At 52.9% G+C, this 21,760-nt stretch carries 8 protein-coding genes; 5 read left to right on the forward strand and 3 right to left on the reverse strand.

Annotated features, from left to right (window positions below; genetic code table 11):
* Nucleotides 1-170 precede the first annotated feature (170 nt).
* From AC5DDB_RS10160 to AC5DDB_RS10180, 5 genes are all read left to right on the forward strand, one after another.
* Nucleotides 171-1,775 carry a CRTAC1 family protein gene (locus tag AC5DDB_RS10160; protein WP_491739607.1) on the forward strand — a complete coding sequence of 535 codons (1,605 nt, stop codon included), beginning with the start codon at nucleotides 171-173 and terminating at the stop codon, nucleotides 1,773-1,775.
* Nucleotides 1,756-3,012: a tetratricopeptide repeat protein gene (locus tag AC5DDB_RS10165; protein WP_491739608.1), complete on the forward strand. Its 1,257-nt coding sequence runs from the start codon at nucleotides 1,756-1,758 to the stop codon at nucleotides 3,010-3,012. Before AC5DDB_RS10160 ends, AC5DDB_RS10165 begins: the two co-directional genes overlap by 20 nt.
* Before the next feature lie 474 nt (nucleotides 3,013-3,486).
* Nucleotides 3,487-4,158: a thioredoxin domain-containing protein gene (locus AC5DDB_RS10170; protein ID WP_491739609.1), complete on the forward strand. Its 672-nt coding sequence runs from the start codon at nucleotides 3,487-3,489 to the stop codon at nucleotides 4,156-4,158.
* Nucleotides 4,159-4,173: 15 nt separating this feature from the next.
* Complete coding sequence (locus AC5DDB_RS10175; protein WP_491739610.1) at nucleotides 4,174-7,068, forward strand: PAS domain-containing hybrid sensor histidine kinase/response regulator; 2,895 nt, start codon at nucleotides 4,174-4,176, stop codon at nucleotides 7,066-7,068.
* Nucleotides 7,069-7,099: 31 nt separating this feature from the next.
* A complete protein-coding gene (locus AC5DDB_RS10180; protein ID WP_491739611.1) occupies nucleotides 7,100-8,299 on the forward strand; it encodes a response regulator in 1,200 nt (399 codons plus the stop codon).
* 65 nt (nucleotides 8,300-8,364) lie between these two features.
* Here the strand turns inward: AC5DDB_RS10180 and AC5DDB_RS10185 are convergent, their stop codons facing one another.
* From AC5DDB_RS10185 to AC5DDB_RS10195, 3 genes are all read right to left on the reverse strand, one after another.
* Entirely contained in the window at nucleotides 8,365-9,672 is a 1,308-nt protein-coding gene (locus AC5DDB_RS10185) for an arylsulfatase B (protein ID WP_491739612.1), read from the reverse strand.
* A gap of 849 nt (nucleotides 9,673-10,521) precedes the next feature.
* Nucleotides 10,522-11,163: a MerC domain-containing protein gene (locus AC5DDB_RS10190; protein ID WP_491739613.1), complete on the reverse strand. Its 642-nt coding sequence runs from the start codon at nucleotides 11,161-11,163 to the stop codon at nucleotides 10,522-10,524.
* A 127-nt stretch (nucleotides 11,164-11,290) separates the two neighbouring features.
* A complete protein-coding gene (locus AC5DDB_RS10195; RefSeq protein ID WP_491739614.1) occupies nucleotides 11,291-21,625 on the reverse strand; it encodes a choice-of-anchor M domain-containing protein in 10,335 nt (3,444 codons plus the stop codon).
* Between the last annotated feature and the right edge of the window lie 135 nt (nucleotides 21,626-21,760).

The following is a 21,760-nucleotide window of genomic DNA, read 5'->3' on the forward strand; positions in this document are numbered from 1 at the left end:
TTGCCGCTCTTCTGGTCACTCTTTGTCTTTGCCTTTCTTGCAGTGAGAAGACTCCCCAAGAGCCAAAACCATCGAGCGATTCCTTAGGTCGATTGCCGATTGAATCTTCCGCGAGTGCGGACAAAACTCGCAGTGCGCTCCTACCGATGAACCAGTCCCGAGCCACGGAAATGGCACCTCTGAAAGAAGCCGACTGGTTCGAAGTTGTGCAGCCAGCCGGCTTCGAGTTTGCCTACCGTGACGGAAGCGAATCCGGCCACTATCAACTATTAGAGTCTGTTGGTGGCGGTGTCGCGGTGTTCGACTTCGATCGCGACGGAGACGTCGACGTCTTCATCACAGGCGGCGGGTACTTCGAAGGCGACCCGATCCAACCGCGGGGGCATCGTTCCGCCTTGTTTCGCAATGATGGCGATTGGAATTTCGTGGACGTCACCGAAGAAACGGGACTCACGGAAGCGGCGTTTTTCTCCCATGGCTGCACGGTGGGAGACATCAATGCCGATGGATGGGACGATCTGCTGGTTTGCGGATATCGAGGTCTCCGGTTGTATCGAAATAATGCCGGAAAAGGCTTCGAGGATTTCACCAAACAAGCCAATCTCGATTTCGACGGCTGGGGTGTCACTGGTGCTTTTGCCGATGTCGACCGAGATGGTGCGCTCGACCTCTATGTTGTGACGTACGCCGAATGGGAACCCGACAAAAACCTCACTTGTCAAAACGACCAAGGTTTTCGCGACGTTTGTGGTCCGACTTTGTTTCCCGGCAGCAGAGACGTTTTCTACCGGAATCGCGGTGACGGTACGTTTGAAAATATTACAAATGAGGTCGGGCTTGTTGAACGGAATCGCGGGCTTGGCATTGTGTGCACGGACTTTGATGGCGATGGGTGGATCGACTTCTTCGTAGCCAATGATGTTGAAGCAAATCAACTCTACCTCGGAGGCTCGGAGTTTCCATTCCGCTCGATGGGCGAACTAGCGGGTGTTGCTTATTCCGACAGTGGTGAACGTGAAGGATCGATGGGGGTCGACGTCGGCGACTTCAACGGAGACAACTTACCCGATCTCTGGTATACGAATTATGCCCAGCAGGACAATTCCCTACTTCAAAAAGTTTCCGGAGTGAGTTTTGTCAACGTCACGAACACGACCGGGCATCGGGGACCATCGAATCGCTGGGTTGGATTTGGGACTGCCTTGGCTGATTTTAATCACGATGGTTGGCAGGATATCTTCGTTGCAAACGGGCATGTTGCTTACGAACGTGTCGACAGCCCTTACTTTCAACCGGCGCAGCTATTTGAAAATCAGGAGGGTCAACGATTCGTCGAAGTGACATCGGAAGGGGGACCCTATTTCAGTGTGCTCCACTCAGCCCGTGGTGCAGCTGTAGGAGATCTGGATAACGATGGTGGACTTGATCTCGTCGTCGTGCATCAAAATGATCCGGTCGCCATGTTGCGAAATCAGCATCCTCCCATGCACTGGGTCAGTGTGTTATTAAATGGCACGAAAGCGAATCCGAACGCGGTCGGGGCCAAAGTGTCGGTCACGGTTGCCGGTCGAACTCTGGCGCGTTGGGTACGAGGCGGCGGTGGATATTGTTCCTACTTCGACCCTAGAATCGTGTTCCCCCTGGTTGACTCGGAACCCGCCGATGTCACCGTGACATGGCCGGGTGGACATACAGAAGTCTTTCAAAACTTGGAACAGCTGAAGACACATCGTCTCGCCGAAGGTGACGGTCAACATGTCAAATCCGTCGATTGAAACCCAACGACAGCCGCTGCGTGAGCTGGCACTCATTTTGATTGGGATTGTCGTGCTGGTGTCTGTGTCCGTCGGGGCATGGATGTATCTTCGCCCGATGGGTGAGCAATCCGCAGAACTCGATGCGGCCCGAGAGTTGTTGGCGAGCCTTCAGACTAACACGGATGCTTCCGAGAGACTCGATGCCGCCAAGGCCGCAGAATCGAAACTTCGGGAGTACCTAGAACACGGTACTCAACAAAAGGACGCTGCCGAACTGCTCTTGCTAGCGGCACGGCTAGTCCAAGGGCCGGTCGATGGTTTCGTGTCTCAGGTTAAACAGCTTGACTTGTCGGCGGTGCCGACTTCGGACTTGTTGACAACGGCCTTCATCACTCAGAGCCGACAACAACCGGCAATCGCAGACTTGGTTATTCTAGAGGCTCTTGATCGGAAGGCTCCCAGTGATGCGGAGTTACGGGGGGATGTTCTCCGTTTAGCCACGATGATTCACTACGAACTTGGCCGCAGTGAAGAGGTACTTGCGTATTGCCAGGAACTCATCGAAATGGCTCCGGCGGATCCCGGGCCTTATCGAGTGATGGCTTTCGTTTTTGAAGATCGTCAAGATTTCAATCAACTCGCGGAGACGCTACGCGAACTCATTCAACGGATGAGTCATCCGGAGGACGACCCTTTTCAGCTCCAGTACATCGAAGCGCTCATCGTGCTCGGGCAAGCTGCGGACGCACGTGCAGAATTCGACTCGCTACAGAAAGATTCGCCGCAGTTGCTGGCGGATGCACCCTTAGTTCGGGCCAAGTTGCTCGAATTAGAGGGGCGTCGGGACGAAGCGTTGGCGGTTGCGAAAACGGTCCTGTCGCACCAGTCCGACAATGTCGAAGCACTCGCGTTAGTCGCTCGTGTCCATTCGGCGAATGATGAGTTGGCGGATGCTGTCACTCAACTTCAACGAATCTTGGAATTGACCCCGTCCGACGAGAAGGTTCATTACCAGCTCGGAAAGATCCTGGCGCGACAAGGCAAACTGGACGAGGCCCAAAAGCATCTCAATCGACATCGCGAATTGCTTGACACGAAAGTTGAGCTGAATCGCCTCGAACGTGTGGCGGCACAACGACCGGCCGATGTGAAAGTTCGCAAGCACATTGCCAGTTTATATCGAAGTCTCGGTTGGGATGCCGAAGCCCGGTTCTGGGACCATGCTGCCGAAACGGCCATGTCCATCACACAGTAAATCTAGTCCGCGTTGAGCTTTCACATGGAGTGAAAGTTCCGCAAGCAATCCGATCGCTCTAGATTCACGCGCTATTGAAGGCTCGGAATTCCCGGTCCAAACAGCATCGCTAGATGCGCTTGTCTCTAAGTACGCGATTTCGTTTCTGTCGAGTGGGTAATTCTTATTACCTCGGTGACTGTCGCAGTCATAAGTATCGTCGGCAAAATCGCCCCGTTCCACCTGAATGTCTCGACACGCGTTCTTAGCGTACAGAGTTTCATGGAGTCTTTCGCGTACGCCAGGGACCTGTAAATGCGATCCACTGCAGATTGCATTGTGCCTGTATAACTCGTTCCTTTTGCGTAATCGCAACCCAGGGACGTCTCCCAGTTGCTTTTTTGTCTCATTCGATGATGTGATCTGACAACAAGAATCTATATTTCGTACGTAAAAATCACCCGAGTCATGTAGACCTGTTCGGACGCCGTTGTGATGCAATTGCAGTCATATGTTCCACGCGTAGCTTGGGGGATCGTGGCTGCGATATGGGCGTTCGCCGTTGCAGGAGCGGCCTGGTGTACGACTAGCTACGAGTTCTCAACAGACAATCAAGTGCGGATGAACTCTGCAAAGTGGCCGTCGACACCAACGCTTGTCCCCGCAAAAGACCGGCCGACGCTATTGGTCTTTGTGCACCCCCGTTGTCCATGTACACGGTCGACATTGCACGAGCTAATGCGACTACTAGGAACCCGAAGGATTTCTTCAGCTCAACAACCAAACATCCTCGTGGTTGCAACGCTGCCTAAGGATGCGGGTAAAGATTGGCGCGAGACCGATGTCATGCAACTTGCATCCCAACTGCCAAGAAGCCGAGTTGTATGGGACGTTGACGGCCGGGAATCGCGGTGTTTTCAAGTTCGCACAAGCGGATTTGTGATTCTATACGACGCGGACGGAGAGCAACTCTTCGCCGGCGGAGTCACCGTTTCACGAGGACACGAGGGGGCAAGCACAGGTGGGAATCGCCTGCGATCACTATTGTCTCAAGAGGTAAGCGTCCCCCTGGAATCGACACCGGCGTTTGGCTGTCGGTTGTGTCTTGGGGGCGACCCCTCAAGTAACGAGCGACGATCAACCGAAGCAGAAAATTCCATGCTGTAGGGAGTCCGTCTGCAAATGAAGTCATTCCTCATCGGGCGAGCCGAAAATAGCTCTCTCAAAGACGAAAACGTTCGCTGTCATCTCGCGGAACATTTTCGTTCGCTTCACACTCGTACCGATCGGATGTTTGCATGCCTAATGCTGATCCAATGGTTGGGCGGAATCCTGATGGCATTGTATGTTTCACCGCGGACCTGGAATGGTTCGCAGAGTGAACTGCACCCGCATGTCATGATGGCTGTGTTCGGCGGTGCTCTGCTCGCATCTCTACCGATCGCAATGGCGATTCTCATACCAGGGCAACGAGTCACACGGCTGATCATCTCCTGTAGCCAGGTTCTATTCTCGACGCTGCTCATTCATCTCAGTGGTGGCCGCATCGAAACGCATTTTCATGTCTTTGGGTCTTTGGCGTTCTTAGCCGCGTATCGGGACCCTTATGTGCTGGCACCTGCGACTGTCATTGTCGCCGTCGATCACTTAGTTCGAGGCGTCTGGTGGCCAGAATCCGTGTTTGGTGTCGCCACAGCGTCCGAATGGCGTTGGCTGGAACATGCTGCGTGGGTGTTCTTTGAAGTCATTTTGTTGATGATCATCATTCGGCAAAGTGTTGCGGAAATGGTCTCTCAAGCCGAACAGGCTGTCGAGTTGGACGACGCCCGAAAGCGAGCCGAAGCTGGAGAAAAGTTGTTCAAGGAAGGATTCCAGCAAACCGCCATGGGAATGGCAGTCAAGAATTTGGATGGCTCCTATCTTCGAGTGAATGATCGTTACTGCGAGATTACTGGATATAGTCCAACAGAACTCGTCACCAAACGCTTCCAAGACATCACTCATCCTGATGACATCCCGCTACATCAGCAAGCAATGAAGCGACTAATGTCGGGCAAACAGTCGAGTTTTCAAATTGATAAACGCTATCTGCACAAGCTTGGCCACCAAGTCTGGGGGCGACTAACGCTTTCACTAGTATTTGACGATCAAGGCCAACCAGACCATTTAATTGCAGCGACTCAAGACATTACTGAAGAGCGAACGAATCAAGAGCAGATTGCAAAGCTGTCTCTCGTCGCCAGCAAGACCCGCCACTCAGTCATTATCGCCGGGCCGGATGGCAAGATCGAGTGGGTCAACGAGGGGTTCACAAATCTCACTGGCTACACATCGGAGGAGGCCATCGGTCGCAAACCGGGTGATTTGCTTCAAGGTCCTGAGACCGACGCAGAAACTGTTCGACTCATTAGCGAACGTGTTCGGAGCAAGCAAAGTGTCAGTGTCGAGATTCTCAACTATCATAAAGATCGTCAGCCCTATTGGATTAGTTTAGAAATCGAACCCGTCTGCAACGAGACCGGCGAACTAACACATTTCATTGCAACGCAGGCGGATATCACCGAACGGAGAAGACGCGCCAAAGACCTAGAAAACGCCATGCGAGAAGCTGAGTCGGCCAATCTAGCCAAGAGTCAGTTTTTGGCCAACATGAGTCACGAAATTCGCACGCCGTTAAATGCGATTCTTGGGTTTACCGAAGTTTTGCTTCGCGACCGAGTGCCTCGTGCAGAACTCGAAGAACATTTGCAGACGATCCAAGGCAGCGGAAGACATCTTCTCAACTTGATCAACGATATTCTCGATATTTCAAAGATCGAAGCCGACAAGATGACTGTCGAGAGTATCCCCTGCTCGCCGCAACATATACTTTCAGACGTCGTTTCCGTCCTTCGGGTCGGCGCCGTCGAGAAAGGCATTCGTCTCGACTATCGGTGGGAAAGCGCAATTCCTGAAACGATCACCAGTGATAGCTATCGACTGAAACAGTTACTAATGAACTTGGTCGGCAATGCGATCAAGTTCACGGATCAAGGATCCGTGCTAATTGTTGCCCGCGTCGAGAATCTTGATGATGATGCGGAGTTGGTTATTGAAGTTCGGGATACAGGCATTGGTATTCCGCCTGAGAAACTCGAAGCGATATTTAGTCCGTTCGTGCAAGCCGACGAAACCGTGACGCGAAGATACGGCGGTACCGGACTTGGTCTTACAATCTGCAAGAAAATTGTGGAAGCCCTCGGCGGGAGTCTCACCCTGACTAGCACTGTTGGGCAAGGTACTACATTCTCAATTCGCGTGCCGACTGGGGAGATCTCTCAGATCAATGAACTTGAAAAACCATGGGAATTGCCAGGTGCCGACCTTAGGGCCACGACATCTGTCGAACGAGACCTAACTGGTCTTAGCGTGCTTGTTGTAGACGATGGAGACACGAATCGAAAGCTGATTCGTCTCCTCCTCGAACGCTCAGGAGCGCGAGCGCGGATGGCGGAGAATGGTCAGGTTGCAGTGGATTTAGTGTCGAAGACCGAATTCGATTGCATCCTAATGGATATGCAAATGCCAGTCCTCGATGGTTACTCGGCAACGCGAAGAATCCGCGAGTTCGGATTTGAGGGACCCATTGTCGCTTTAACCGCTCATGCGATGCAACACGATCAGGAAAAATGCCAAAACGCCGGCTGCACAGGATATCTTGCCAAACCGGTTGATGCCGATGAACTCTATGAGGTCTTAGGAAAACTGCATAAGACCACTAAACCTGAAGAGTTCGACACAAGGCCGATCCATTCGCTACTGCCAACGGATGACGTAGAGATCCGAGAGATTGTCGCAGAGTTTATGGAGAAGCTAGATACCAACATCACAAAGATGAAGCATGCCTGTGATGATGGCGATATGAACCGACTGCGAGAGCTAGCCCATTGGCTTAGAGGTGCGGCAGGGACTGTAGGATTCGGATGCTTTACCGAACCCGCCACCACCTTGGAAGACATTGTCGATCGAGGAATCTATGGGGAAGTGGCCGGGCCGCTTAGAACGATTTGCGAACTCAAAGGGCGGTTAGTCCTTTGATAAACGATACGAACGTAGGAATCACTGATTCATGAATATTCTGACCTGTGAGCCAACAGTCACTCAATCCGAGCATGCGATCGGGCCAAACGCGTTAGGTGGTCTTTGTCCTAGTAACGTTCTTGACGCGAAGATCGTCGTTGTGGATGACGAACCGGTCAACATCAAGGTTGTGACGCGACTTCTCAGAATCGAAGGGTACACTCATTTTGAATCAACAAGTGACGCACGCAAGGCGCTCAATTTGATTCGTTACGAATCTCCGGACCTGGTTCTCTTAGACTTAATGATGCCCCATGTGAGTGGTCAAGAAATCCTGACGGAAATGAGGCAAGATCCGCGGATGGTCCATACGCCTGTCGTGATTCTAACAGCCTCGACGGACCGTCCAACTCGCATTGCTGCCCTTAAAGGTGGGGCGAACGATTTTCTCAACAAGCCGATCGATCCGAGCGAACTTGCACCGCGGGTCGGAAATCTGTTGACGCTTAAACATCATCAGAATCAACTGAGCGATTACTCCAAACAGCTTGAAACTGAAGTTTACGAACGGACAGCTCAACTGGAAGCTTCGCGGCGTGACATTCTGCATTGTCTCGCGAAGGCAGCGGAATTTCGCGATGACGACACCGGTTACCACATTCTACGTGTTGGGCGGTATGCCCGGATTACAGCGGAAGCTCTTGGCTTCGACTCTGTATATGTGGATTGTATCGAGCAGGCAGCCCAACTGCATGACGTCGGGAAAATTGGAATTTCCGATGACATTCTCAAGAAACCGGGACGCCTGACGGAAGATGAGTTTGATCTAATGCAAAAGCACGCGAGCATCGGTAAACGCATCTTGCAACGATTCTCGCCCCGGGACGAACTGGCACTTCGCTTACACGCTGACATTGGTGCAAAGGTTCTCGGAGCAGCGAAGTCTCCTGTACTCGAAATGGCGACGAGTATTGCCCTGACGCATCATGAATGGTGGGACGGCACGGGATATCCACTTGGTCTTCAAGGGTTGGATATTCCAATTGAAGGACGCATCACGGCCGTTGCCGACGTCTTTGATGCGCTTAGTACGAAACGTTGTTATAAAGACGCAGTTCCCGTCGACGCTTGTTTTTCCATCATGAAAGACGAGGTCGGGACTCATTTCGACCCGCAAGTTTTTGAAGCATTCGTTTCAAAACGTGATGAGGTGGTCGCCATTCAAAAGCGACTTGCAGACGAGGCGTGACCAGCCCCGAATACACTCTGTGAAACGAATGCTTCACCCAGCTTCGTAAATAACTAGCAATTGATTCAGTCCATCGAACGTTGTTGCTTTAGCTGTTGAAGGAGTGTCGCGAGTCGCTTCGGCTGTTGGTTGGCTAGGTCTTGCTTCTCATTGGGATCGTCTGCCAGATCGAACAGCTTTGTATTCTGAAAGTCGCGATTGGTAATTAGCTTCCAGTCGCCGACACGGATTGCTAACTCGTTCGGTGTTCGCCAGTAGAATGTCCGTTTGCTTTGATCAGTCTTTTGAGTGCCTGTAAGCAGCGGCCAAATGTTCTGGCCATCGTATGCGTTCTCAGGCTTTTTCTGATTCGAAGCAAGTGCTAGAAGAGTTGGGAACCAATCGACGATATGGGTCGGCGTATCCACGGTTGTCCCCGCTGGGATTTTCTTCGGCCAAACGGCAAAGGCCGGAACTCGAATGCCCCCTTCGAAAAGATCCGTCTTCCACCCTCGCAGCGGTTCATTATTTCCCAGGGTTTCATGATTGGCGTATTGCCCATCGTATTGACTCTTAGGAGCCGACCAGTTCTTCTGGCCTCCGTTATCGGAGACGAAGACGATAACAGTCTCTTGTTCCTGCCCGGAGTCGCGAATTGCATCGACAATTTGACCGATTCCATCATCCATATGCGAGACACTAGCGGCGAAGAGTCGTCGCCATTCATCGTTAAACGTGTCTTCTTCGTAGATAGATAGCCATTCCTCAGGCTCTTTCAGCGGGTAGTGAGGCACACTATAGGCGACATATAGGAAGAACGGTTGAGCGTTGCTAGCGGATGCTTGAATGACACGAATAGCCTCATCCGTGATTAAGTCTGTCGCATGTCCATCTTCGGATATCAATTCATCATTTCGGTGCCAAGTTTGATTGCCGTTTTTATAGAGATGCGTATATGGATCAATCTGTCCCCGGAGATAACCGTAAGAGGTTTGAAATCCATATTGGAGTGGACGAGCTTCGGGGACTGTTCCGATATGCCATTTGCCGCTGATGTGCGTTGAATAGCCGGCTGATCCAAGACTTTTCGGAAGTGTCTGATCGGTTGGCAGTTTTTTCGCATCGGCGAGCGGTGTCAGAATGCCGAATCGGCTGGCGTATTGCCCAGCCATCAATGCCGCCCGAGTGGGAGAGCAAGTCGGATTGACATAATGCTGCGAGAGCTTCACACCACGGGCGGCTAGTTGATCGAGGTGAGGTGTCTTGATGGAATCATTGTGATAGCCAATGTCGTTCCAACCTTGATCGTCTGAGATGATTAACACAATGTTCGGCGCGTTTGTCGCCTCGGCAGAAAAGCCGGTTTTGACCGAGAAAACTGCGAAAATCAGCATCGATATTGCAAGGCCAACCGATGATGTTCGAGTTGTGAAATCGGGATACGGTCGTTGTCTGCAGCTTTGCACGGGCAGGACTCCAATCGGGTGGCGTATCAGGTTACGTGACAAGTCGGCTCTTGAGTATCCGATTATCCGGATCCAAGTTCAACTGCGACGCGACTACGAATTGAAGTAAGATCAGGAACAACGTGTTATCGCTTCAAGTCTGTTGTCGATACACCACACCAATCGACTAGGCTGCAATCCAAGATGATATCTGCCCGGCCTCTTAGCAATTCTCTGGTTTGATCATGGGATTTCGCTTGGACTCCTCCGCGGACGAGGGCAAAGAGCATTGTCTGTTTGATCATTTGGTGCGTCTTTAGGTACAGAATCGGTCGGTGTTTCCCGAATGAAGTGCGTTTCAAAAAATCGGCAGCGTCTCCACGGGTACACTAGTATTATGTTTTGTCAACCACTCGGAAACGACATAGTTTCGATAGGCATACCATACTTAGTTTGTGTTATCGTTTAAATCTTCATTCTAGTAAAGCATGTGGTTTTAAAGGCCGCACGTTACAGCCGAAACACTCTATCTGCTGGTCGAACAAGATCTTCGCAAGTCGTCTCGCGGTACCATTTGCAACCCATCACTCACCATTATGAATGATTCCAATTGGTGTTTCGTCTACTTGTTTAGAGAAACGAGGACTACAACATTGGGGCTTTAGGTCGTAGAATTACTCGGCTTAGGTGTCCTAAAGGGGATGTCCAGCTGGGGGCGATACTTCACTAGGCACGGTGAAGTTTATCGACCTAATAGTTAAATTTCATCAGTGATCTTATCGTTGGCGGCGATGACCATCAAACCGTCGGTTCGGAAGCTTCGCTACTGCAACAAGGGCAGTGACAACTGTAGTGTCGATTGAGTAAATGGGCGCCTATGAGAGCGAGGCTGCCAAACGGAGTTAGCCATGAAGCGAATATTGTTGACCCAGATGACGTCATAGCAGACTCTGTATTCGAGGGCGAGTCCGCAGCGTCTGTGCGATCCCCTGCTCGTGGCAACGTTTTCTTTGTAATGTGCGTGCAGCAGGTATCAACACAGTTCGTGCCATATGCGGCCGCGTTGCTTGGTAGAGTGACACAACATTTGTCATCGAAACCAAATGCCGCAACGAGGATCAACGCTAATCCAATGCTGCCAACGATGACTGGTATCAATCGTCTGTGTTTGCGAAGTCCAGGTGCGAATGCGGTCAATGAAAGTGCAAAACAAACCAATGCGGTCCACTTGTGAAATGACTCGTTCGCCAAGAAGCTAAGTCCGAGCGTGGGCAGATAGGCGATCGCGAATGGCATCATAGCACAATGGATTGCGCATCCCGTTGACGCTATGATTCCTGCCCAATCCCGCCAGGCTTTAAATGCGAAACCCTCTGGCTGGTTCGGTAAACTCAACGAGTCGGATAAAGTCGTTTCGAGTGCTGTGAAATCGCATGTCATTGTTTGTTCCTTACGGTCTCTTGGTCGTCCTTATAGAGTTCGCGAAGAATTGCCGGGACTCGTTGTTCTCTTGTCCCGGCAATCAAAGCTCAGTTTAGAACTAGCAGACGGCTTGTTTCGTCTTGCGTCAGCTTGGCATATAACCGATTCGGTTGTTTCCGGTCGACGGGTTCCAGAAGAACAGCTCGTCGGAATTCGGATCGCTGAAAACGTCTTCGGTGAGTCGAGCAACAACGTCGTAATCGCCATTGATCGCTTGGAAAGCAATTACGTTGTCGACGGGGACCGGCGGTGTATCTAGTTCGAGGCTGGTAGCTGCGGTCCGATTCGCCCCGGTGCCGCTATTCCAAGCGAATACATCGTCGAGTCCGTCGCCATTCAAGTCGGCAAGTTCAAAACGATCGAAATCATTGCCATTGAAGAGCGTGGTTGGGAAGTAGTTTGCGAGGACATCATCGAACGCCGGGGATGTGCCAATAGTTTGGGCTGACCGCGACACAATTCGGTTCTTGCCGCTTTCTAAATCGATGAAGAGCAATTCATCCGGTCCACCACTTCGGAACTGACCGGCTTTGACGATGGAATAGTCGCCATTGATCATCTCGGTCGGGATGACGTTGGTCTGCTGGTTGAGGAAATCAGTGTCGGATCCGGGAGTAACTACATCGAAATGCACAAAGCGGTTTCGACCGGTGAGCGGATCCCAGAAGAATAGATCATCGACACCGCTACCATCGAAGTCGCCGACAACGAGGTAGGCGAAGTCGTGGCCATTGACCACGGAAGACGGCACTACGTTCGATTCCACGGTCCGGGTCAAACTTCCGGTTCCACCGTTGACGTGGATCAAGCGGTTGTTTCCTGGACCTGGGTTCCAAAAGAACAGGTCGGTTCCGCCGGCACCGTTGAAATCGCCAGCGACGACGTGGGTGAAGTCGTTGCCGTTGAGCATGATCGTCCAGAACGGATTGTCTTGAACGGTGCCGTCTCCAAAGACGATTCGGTGTTGGCCACTCGCCGGGTCCCAGAAGAACATGTCATCCGCTACTCCGCCACCTGGCGATGCATCGAAGTTCCCACTGACAACGTGCCTGTAGGTACCGTTGATCGCGTGGCTGTCCATCCCTTGGTCGATCACTCTCGCCGTCTGGGGCGATAAATCATCGTTGGAGATTTCGCCCAGGCCTTGGCCCGCTGCGATAGTCACATTGCGACCATCCGAGAGCACGTTCGAGAGTTGAACAAAGAAGTATTCGTCATCTTCTCGCTTGGTATCGCCGTTGATCTGTACCGAGATGGTTTGCGTCTCGCCGCTCGTTCCGCTGAAGGCCAGCGAGTTGCCGATGTTCGCAATATAGTCGCCGTCAGTTACGGTGGCGGTGTTGCCGAGGGTGTTGTAATCGACAGTCAAGCCGGAATCGACTTCTCCAGTGAGGGTCACGACGAACGTCAAAGTTCGTGTGCCGCTTGTACCTTCGAATCCACGAGCATTGCTGATTGTCAGCGTGGCTGAGTCGTCATTGATGATTGTGTACTCGCTAGACTCCTGAATCGTCATGTCCCCGTCAGCATCGTCGATCGACAGACTGCCAGAAGGACGAGTGAGTATCAATTCGATCGTTTCGTCGAGTTCGACAATGTCGTCATCAGTAATCGTCAGATTGATTGGCACCGCCGTCGCGTTCGTTCCGTCGTAGACTCCGGCTGGAATCGTCACGGTCTCGGTCAGGGTAAAGTCAGTACCGTGCGTGGCCGTTCCGCCGACTAATGTGACGACAACAGTTTCATCCTGTGAAAGCGTGCCGTTGATAAGCAGAACCGGAAGATTCTCACCAGAGTTCTCGCGGCCGCCCGTCGTGGCTGTGCTAAATTCGACGATGGCAGTTACCGGGACTACGTTGACCGTGGTCGTCGCGACGGCCGTATTGTTAGCGGAATTGTTATCGTTTGGCGTACCGCCGGAGACGGTTGCTGTGTTTGTGATCGTGCCAGTTCCGCTGTTTGCGGTCACGTCGAATGTTAACGTTAACGATTCTCCACTGGCTAGCACGAGAACCGTGATCTTCGGACCATCGGCTTCCAATGCCAATGTTCCACTCCCGTTCCCTGAGAAGTTGAGACTAGCATTCAAGACGGTCAATGTGCCGCCTGAGAATTCGAGCGTGTCCTTCAGTACGGCATCGGTAACATCGTTGGGGCCTTGGTTGGTGAGAGTCACTGTGTAGGTCGTTGTGCCGCCTTCGATGATTGGATCGGTGTTCACGGACTGAATCACTTCCAGGTCGGCCATCGGCAAGGCTTCGACGGTTATTGTTTCGATAGCTACGTTGTTGGCGGTGTTGTCGTCGGGGAGCGTGCCACCCGAAACCGTCGCCGTATTGGTGATTGTGCCGATGCCGGTGTCGGCGGTGACGTCGAATGTCAGTGTCGCAGATTCTCCGCTGGCAAGCGTTAGGTCGGTTATACTCGGACCATCAGCTTGCAAAGTTAGCATGCCGCTACCGTTGCCCGAGAAGGTCAGACTTGTATTCGAGACCGTAAATGTGCCACCCAAGAAATCCAGCGTGTTATTGAGAATTGCTGCGGTGATTGCGTCTGGACCGTTGTTAGTGATTGTGACCGTGTAGGTTGTTGTTCCATGAGTCGTGATTGCGTTGGCGTTCGTACTCGTGTTCACCGCAAGGTCGGCTGTGCCACCGACATTGAAGAAGTAGGTCACATCTTCGCTCACGACCATGTCGCCGTCAGCGAGGGTTCCAATGGCTTGGAAGGTGATCTCATAGTATCCCTTCGCGGTGAAACCAAGGTTAGCGTGCGTATGTCCCCCTTCGAGCAAAGTCAAAAGATCGGCTTCGGTAATGCCATCTGCGGTGGCCATCGCGACTTCCGGGCCGTCCAGTCCGGATTTCCAAACCGAAAAGTGACCTGGACCGCTGACAGATTTCAAACGCAATGTCAGTGAGCCGTCGAGGAACGTGCCGTCAGCGATTTCTTCTGTGCCGAATCCGAGGAACAGCAAATTAGGATTCTCGTTTTGCGGCAGTACGAAGAAGGTTTCGCCAGCTTCGACACCAGTGAAATCGAACGCCGAGTCCGCGGGGCGGTTCGTCATCGCATCTGTGCCGACGTAGAGTAACGCCTCATCTGGATGATATTCGATGTCGTTTTCGCCATCATGAACGTGGAGGTCCCACTCTGGGTCTTCGTGCACATCGTCGTCATCATGTTCGTCGTGCTGGTCTTCGTGTTCATGATCGCCGATTGCCACTCCGATGTCTGCATGTCCTTCCGTCAGGACTGCTTCGAACTCCGGTTGGTCCATGCTAGTGATCGTTACTGTGGCGGTCGTGAATCCGCCGCGTTCGTTGGTCAAGCGATACACAAAGCTGTCGGTACCTTCGAACGTCGCAGATGGAATATAGGTGTATGCACCGTTCGCTTCTAACGTCAGCGTACCGTGTGTTGTCGTGCTATCGACACTGACTGAATACGTCCCGAGATCGTCATGCCATTCGTCATTCAGAGTGACATTCCCGTAGAGCGGATGGGAACCGTGAATGGTAACTGCATCGTCGACCGCGCCAAGAGTGTCGACGTGGAACACCATCGTCTGAATGCCGCTTTCGTAGTAAGTATCGAGCCCTTCGTCGTAGACACCGTTCCCGTCGACATCGAGGTATGCACTCGCAAACACATCGATCTCGTAAATCCCCGGTTCCGTGAACGCGATGTTGCGGTGAAGATGGCCGGAAATCCATAGAGAGTCTTCGCTGGAGATGCCGTCGATGGTGGTCATGTAAACCCGCGGACCGGAACTCGGCGTCGACCACAAAGAAAACTCACCGCCGGAGTCCGTCCGCATGTCGGCCAATTCCAATCGGATGTACGGTCGCGGCGTGCTGGACGTGATCCGTGGGTCGTCAGGGACATAGCTGGCGAACAAGCCATTGGGAATGATCCCGTAGCTGAAGCCCAAGAATGGCACGCCTGGCACCTGCGAACTCGGCAGAACGTAAATCGGCTCACCTGCAGCGACACCGATGAAATCATAGGCGGCGTCATCCGGCCGTTCCTCGATGGCATTCGTGTCGGCATACATCGCAATCTCGTTGCTGGTGAATTCCACACCGCCATCGCCTCTGACTGCCAACGTCAATTCGCCGTCATCCCAAACCGAATGGTAGTCGGCGTGACCGTCGGTGAAGTAGTGCTTGATCGGTGTCGCTTCACCGCGTCGCAAGGTGTAGACCTCACCACCGAAGTAGCCCCGCGCGAGCGGGAATCCGCCGTCGTTCGTGATGCTGGCATCGTCTTTCACGCTCATAGCCAATGCACCGCTGCCGGTTCCCGTGGTGACGGTCACAACGTATATGTTCCCCGAACCTGTGACCGACTCAATCGTCGCTCCAGACAGGTCACCAGCGTTCATCACAACTTCAAAGTCGGCCGCGTCAACATCCATCACGTCTTCATTGAACGTGACTTCAAAGCGGACGGTTTCGACATCGGTCGGTGTGGAATCTAATCGCGTAATGCCGTCGACCAACGGGCCGACCGCGTTGACGAACACGCCATCGAATAACGTGTCGGGGAACTCCAGCACACCATCGCCACCAATAGGATCGGTCAGCGTACCACCGTTGAGGTCGATCATGTTGCTCGCGAGTTGCACACCGTCGAGATCGAGATCGGTACCGGTAACCGTGTAGCGGAATGTCAGGAACGGCGTCCCCGAGCCGCTGTGGTAATCCGCGAAGACCGTATTATCACCAACTTGCAACTCAATACGTGGCGTGCCGGTGACTTCGATCGGGAAGCCAAAGTAAACTTGCAGATCGATCGGATCACCTTCGACACGCGTTCGCGCTTCCGGTGGCAACAAGACTATCGGATCTTCTTCGGTCTTGTTCAGGAGGACACCAATCGGTCCCGAGCGGGTTTCGGAGGTACTGCTAGCAATGATGAGGTCCGGATAGGTGTCGTTGTCGAGATCGGCAACCTGAAAACCGCCCTGGGCAGATTCCTGCGTGATGAGAATCGGTGCTCCGAACTCGCCGGCTCCCAAGTTTGGTGCCCAGCTCACCCGGTAGCCGCCGCCAAAATACGAATAACTCACGATATCCGGGACGTCGTCGCCGTTCATGTCCGTCGCAAGGTTGTGTTGCGAGTACAAGTGACCCGCCATTATCGGCACCCGCTCACCAAAATTTCCGTCGTCTAGCTGCGGATAGTAGCCAAGATGACCTTCACTGGCCCGGTCATAAACGAGCAGATCCTTCAAGCCATCGCTGTTCAAATCGACGGCTTGATGGATTTCCGGAGCAGCTTCCGAATCTACATCTTGAGCGGCCCCAAACGTGCCGTCACCGTTGCCCGGGAAAATTTGCAGATAGTTGGTGCTCGTAAACGTACTCGAATCGAAGACGCTGCCGCTCGAGACGATGTCAAAGTTCCCATCACCGTCCACGTCTTCGATGATAATGTCACCGTGGTAATCGGCAAATATTGTCTTCTCGCCGTGTGACCCATCCGGCTGCTGCAGAACGTACGCCTTCTCTGCCGTGACGGTTTGAGTTTCAAAGTTATACCGATACGTGGCGTACACTACGTCGGCGAGACCGTCGTTGTTGAGGTCGCCGGTCGCGGTCCAGAAACCTTGAACCAAATCGCTGATCAAGACTTCCCGGGTGAAGTTCGCATCACCATCGTTGCGGTAGAGCGTGATTGTTCCCTCAGCGGCGGTACCGTCCAAAGTCGCTTGGTTGTACTCGTAAGCGATGAAATCGGTATCGCCGTCGTTGTCGTAATCAACGACGCTCAGGGAGGAAGCTCTCGTATCCAACCCGGCGTTCAAGACTTGACCTGCTTGGAAAGTGCCATCACCGTTGCCTTCCAAGAATGCCAGATCGCTAAACGTATTACCTGCCATGATCAAGTCGACGTTGCCGTCACCGTTGAAGTCGCCGGTGGCTTGGTTCGACGAGTACGACACGATCTCGCCGCCGTAGTACTCCGGCAAACCGAACGGTACGAGTTCGTTCGCAATACCGAATCGATCAAAAACTTGGAAGTAGTATGTCACTTTTCCGCTGTCGGTCGGGTGCCCTTCGGAGTCGGTCCCTGAGGCAACGATAGTCACCGCGTAGAAACCTTTTTGCGTGAAGCCGAAGTTCACGTGAGCGTGGGTTCCAGCGGTCAACTCGAAGACATCATTTTCATCGATCCCGTCGGAGGTCGCCATCAACAGACTCGGCGTCGTGGGAGTCAGACCTGACTGCCAAACGGAAAACTCTCCCGGTCCCGTAACCGAAGCGAGCTGTAACCTGGCGGTGTCACTGGTCAGTGCTCCCGACTCCAACTCTTCCGTGCCAATCCCCAGGAATAGCAAGTTCGGATTCTCGCTCTGAGGCAGTACAAAGAACGTCTCACCTGCTGCGACCCCGAGGAAGTCATAGGCGGAATCCCCTGCCTCGCCGCTACGTGTCATCTCGGATTCAGGGCCAACGTAGAACAACGCTTCGTCCGGTTCGTATTCAACGTCGTTCTCTCCATCGTGGACATGGAGGTCCCATTCGGGATCTTCGTCGTGTCCACCATAGTTATGACCGTCGTCATCTTCGTCGTTATGGTCGTGGGTACCGAATGCCACCCCAATGTCCGCGTGTCCTTCGCTCAGGATAACTTCAAAAGTTCGATCGGCCGCAGCGGTAATCGTTACTGTCCCAGTTGATGCGCTATCGCCATCGCTAACCGAATACTCGAAGCTTTCGGACCCGTTAAAACTCGGCGACGGCGTGTAGACGAATGATCCGTTTGGCGCTAATCGAAGTTCACCATTCATCGGCGTTGTTACCAATTCCGTAACCAGCGTGTCTCCATCGGCGTCAGAATCGTTGAATAGAACGTTGCCATGTACCGAGCTGCCAAGTCCGACGACAAAGGCATCATCAAACGCCACTGGTGCGTCGGGCTGTGGGACAACTTCAATGGTCACCGTCGCCACATTACCAAACACATCTCCATCAGCGAACTTCGACACGGGTGTGAGTAGAAACGCTTGAGTCGTTCCGTTGAATGTGCCGTAGCCCACAATGCTGCGACCGTCGTTGATCCCTTCGGCACTCAAGAAGGTCCAGTCAGAACCGTTGGTGACAAGCTGGTTGAGATCGATAATCGCTGTTTGCCCTGCAACCATCTCTCCAAGAATCGCAGCTCCTCCGAAAGTTGCGAAGTTATAGAACCTCGTCGCCGAGCCGACGAATTGATTGGTCGCATTGATATCATTCAGTTGGCTATGGATATAGGTCGGCTCGCTGCTTAGAGAACCGATGTCGATCATCTGACCATCGTGATACACAAAGCCGTGGTATAAACTAGTCGAACTCGTCGGTGAAACGGTTCCCACGACCGATGCCCCGACCGCGTTGCCGGAATCGTTGACGGCATAGGCTAGACTAAAGTTGTGTTCGTCGATCAAGGCACCCATATCGACGACCGTGTAGCTGTCGTCCGATTGTCGTTCCCACATCGTCGCATGCGAGAGAAATTCTGCATCGTCGGCCCGTGTCACTCCTACGATATACCGCCCATCAGGACTGATTCCCCACGCACGTCCGGACGAGGTGTCGTTTCCTGCGATCGTCGGCAACGCTAGCATTGTTCCATCGACGTAGATGAAAGGTTTTGTCGCAGTCCCGTCGCTACTGCTACCAACGATTTCCCCATGATCATTGATGTCGCTAGCAACGGCAGAACTTCCGCCGAGAGTTCCGATATTGACGATAACGCCATTCTCCCATCGGAATGCTTTTGAAGCGTCGTTGTCACTTTCTCCGACCACCACGCCTGAGTCATTCAATGCGTAGCCACGACTAAAGTTGTTGCTTCCGGTTCCATCGACGACGCCCAGATCCTCTAGCGTTCCATCAGTCCATTGAAACGCATGTAACGGATTGTTCGAACCACTGACGATGCCCGAGTTGCCGGTGACTTGGTTTCGATTGTTGATATCCAACGCAAAACTAGTGTTGCCACCCAGGGTTCCAAGGGCAGTGACTTCATACTGAATGTCAGTCGTCGTATAAGTGAACGTGTCGCTGCCGTTGAAGTTCGCGTAGGGAACGTAGGTGAATGTCCCATCCGCGTTGAGTTCCAAAGAACCGTTTTGAGGCCCAGACACGACGGCCGCTTTCAACGTGTCGCCATCGGGGTCTGAATCGTTGAAAAGAACCCCTGTTCCACCAACGGTCAACGTTGCATCCTCGTTGACTGAATAATGATCGTCGTTCGCTATCGGCGCGGTATTTTCGCCAACGACGTTCAACACGAACGTGTCGGTCGCCGTGCCTCCTTCGCCGTCGTTGACTGTGAGTGTGATTGTTGTCAAGCCGGTCTGATCCGCGGCTGGTGTGATGATCACTGTGCGATTTGCATCGCTACCGCCCAGCACAATGTTCGAGTTTGGAACCAAAGTGGTGTTCGATGTAGTCGCCGTCAAAATTAAGGAAGCCGATGCCGTCTCCACATCACCAACGGTGAAAGGAATTGCCGTCGTCGAGGTGTTTTCGTCAATCGACTGATCACCAACGTCAGAGATCGTCGGTCGGTTGTTAAAGGGATTGACGTTCAATACGAAGGTGTCGCTAGTCGAACCGGCATTGGTGTCGGTGACTGACAATGTAATCGTGACACTACCCGTTTGATTGGCCGCCGGTGTGACAGTCACCGTGCGATTGGCTCCGCTGCCACCGAGTACAATGTTGCCTTCGGGGACTAGCGTTTGGTTCGAGGAACTTGCGGTTATCGAGAGTGCGGTGGCAGATGTCTCGACATCGTCAACGGCGAAAGTGATCGCGGAGGTCGAGGTGTTTTCGTTGATGGATTGATCACTGACATTAGAGATCGTCGGCAGATCGTTGACAGCCGTGACAGTCAGGTCAAAGCTGTCGGTCGCGGTGAAACCGTCGCCATCCGTTACCGTCAGAGTGATCGTCGTAACACCAAATAGATTCGTTGCGGGTATGACGGTAACAGTTCGATTCGCGCCACCGCCGCCGATGACGATGTTCTCATTCGGCACTAGCGTGGGATTCGAGGAAACAGCCGTTACAACTAGCGATTCGGCTGGCGTTGCATTGTCTCCAACAGTGAACGTGATCGCTGCGGTCGGTGTGTCTTCGGTTGTCGTTTGGTTTGGGATGTCAGAGATCGTTGGGGGAGCATCGTTTTCGAGAATCGTCAAGACGGTGGAATCATTCGTTCCAATCAGCCCATTGGCGTCTAGTTCGACAACTTGCACGTATTCATCGAGGTTCTTGGGCAATGGCGACGAGAGCACCAAGTTGACTGTCTCGTCTCCCTCGACGAGGACATCGTCCAAGATGGGAACTGTGATGGCTTTGCGAGTCTCCCCGTCTAAGAACTCGATAGTGCCGGATGTTGATGTATAGTCGTTGTCCGCTGTCGCGGTTCCGTTGCTGGTGGAATAATTCACGGCGATTCGACCGTCGCTGCCGCCGGTGCGAATGACATCGATGGAGGCCGTTCCTGCGTTCTCATTCACAGCGTACGAAGAGGCTTCAAACTGTACCTGTCCGACACTTATGACCGAAAAATAGATCGTGATATCGTCGCTCTCGTTGTAGCCCGCGAGATTGGGGGTAGCAGTGTTTGTCGATCCGTCATCGCCGAAATAGGCCGACAGTTTCAGATCGATTTCATAACGGCCTGGTTGCGTGAAACCATAGTTGAAGTGCGCGTGTCCCCCGGCAACGATCCACATTGCGTCATCGGCCGAGATGCCATCGGTCACATCCAATCCATCGAGATTTGGATTCGTGACGCCATCATCGTAAGACGACATCAAGACCACCGAATCCCCGAATATGCCGGATTGCCAGAGGGAGAATTCGCCGTTGCCGGACGCACCACCCGGAGTGGTATGTCGCACATCGGTCAAAGTCGCCTTGGCGAAACGAGCACTGCCAGACACACGTCCCTTTGATTCTGCGGCTGGATTGTAACGATCAAGAGAACTGTCGAGTCCGTAACCTGCAAACCCCAGATACAACAACTCGGGATCCTGATTTTGCGGCAACAGGTGAAACGTCTCGCCGGCATCGACACCGATAAAATCGAACTGTGTCCCAGACGGCCGTGTCGTGGCTGATGGCCCGCCTGCGTAGAGGACGGCTTCATCGTTAGCATACTGAATGGCCGGAAACGCATCCGAGTTCCGCGGTCCCAACGACCACTCGGAACCCGACCACTGAAGATTGATATCAACATGCTCGGTGGTCACGTACTCCACAAGCGTGGGAGTCAGAAGAACTCGGGATTCGAGCGCTTCGACTGCTGAACGATATCCAGCACGACGTCGATTCCGACTTTTCGGTCGGCTCGATCGGCGGCTTAAGGGAGTGCTCCGCAGGTCACGCAAAAACTCTCTGAAACCGTTCAACATTTTCGAAATCCTAGTTGTCTGTAGTTCAAAGCTTAAAAGGGATTCACAATAGGCAGACCGTCGTCCAGTCAGCTTGATTGTGATTCAGATCCTCAGCGTTTTCGGGCATCCTGCGGTTCAGCGAGTTCCATTCGA

It is taken from the genome of Thalassoroseus sp. (assembly GCF_984380535.1).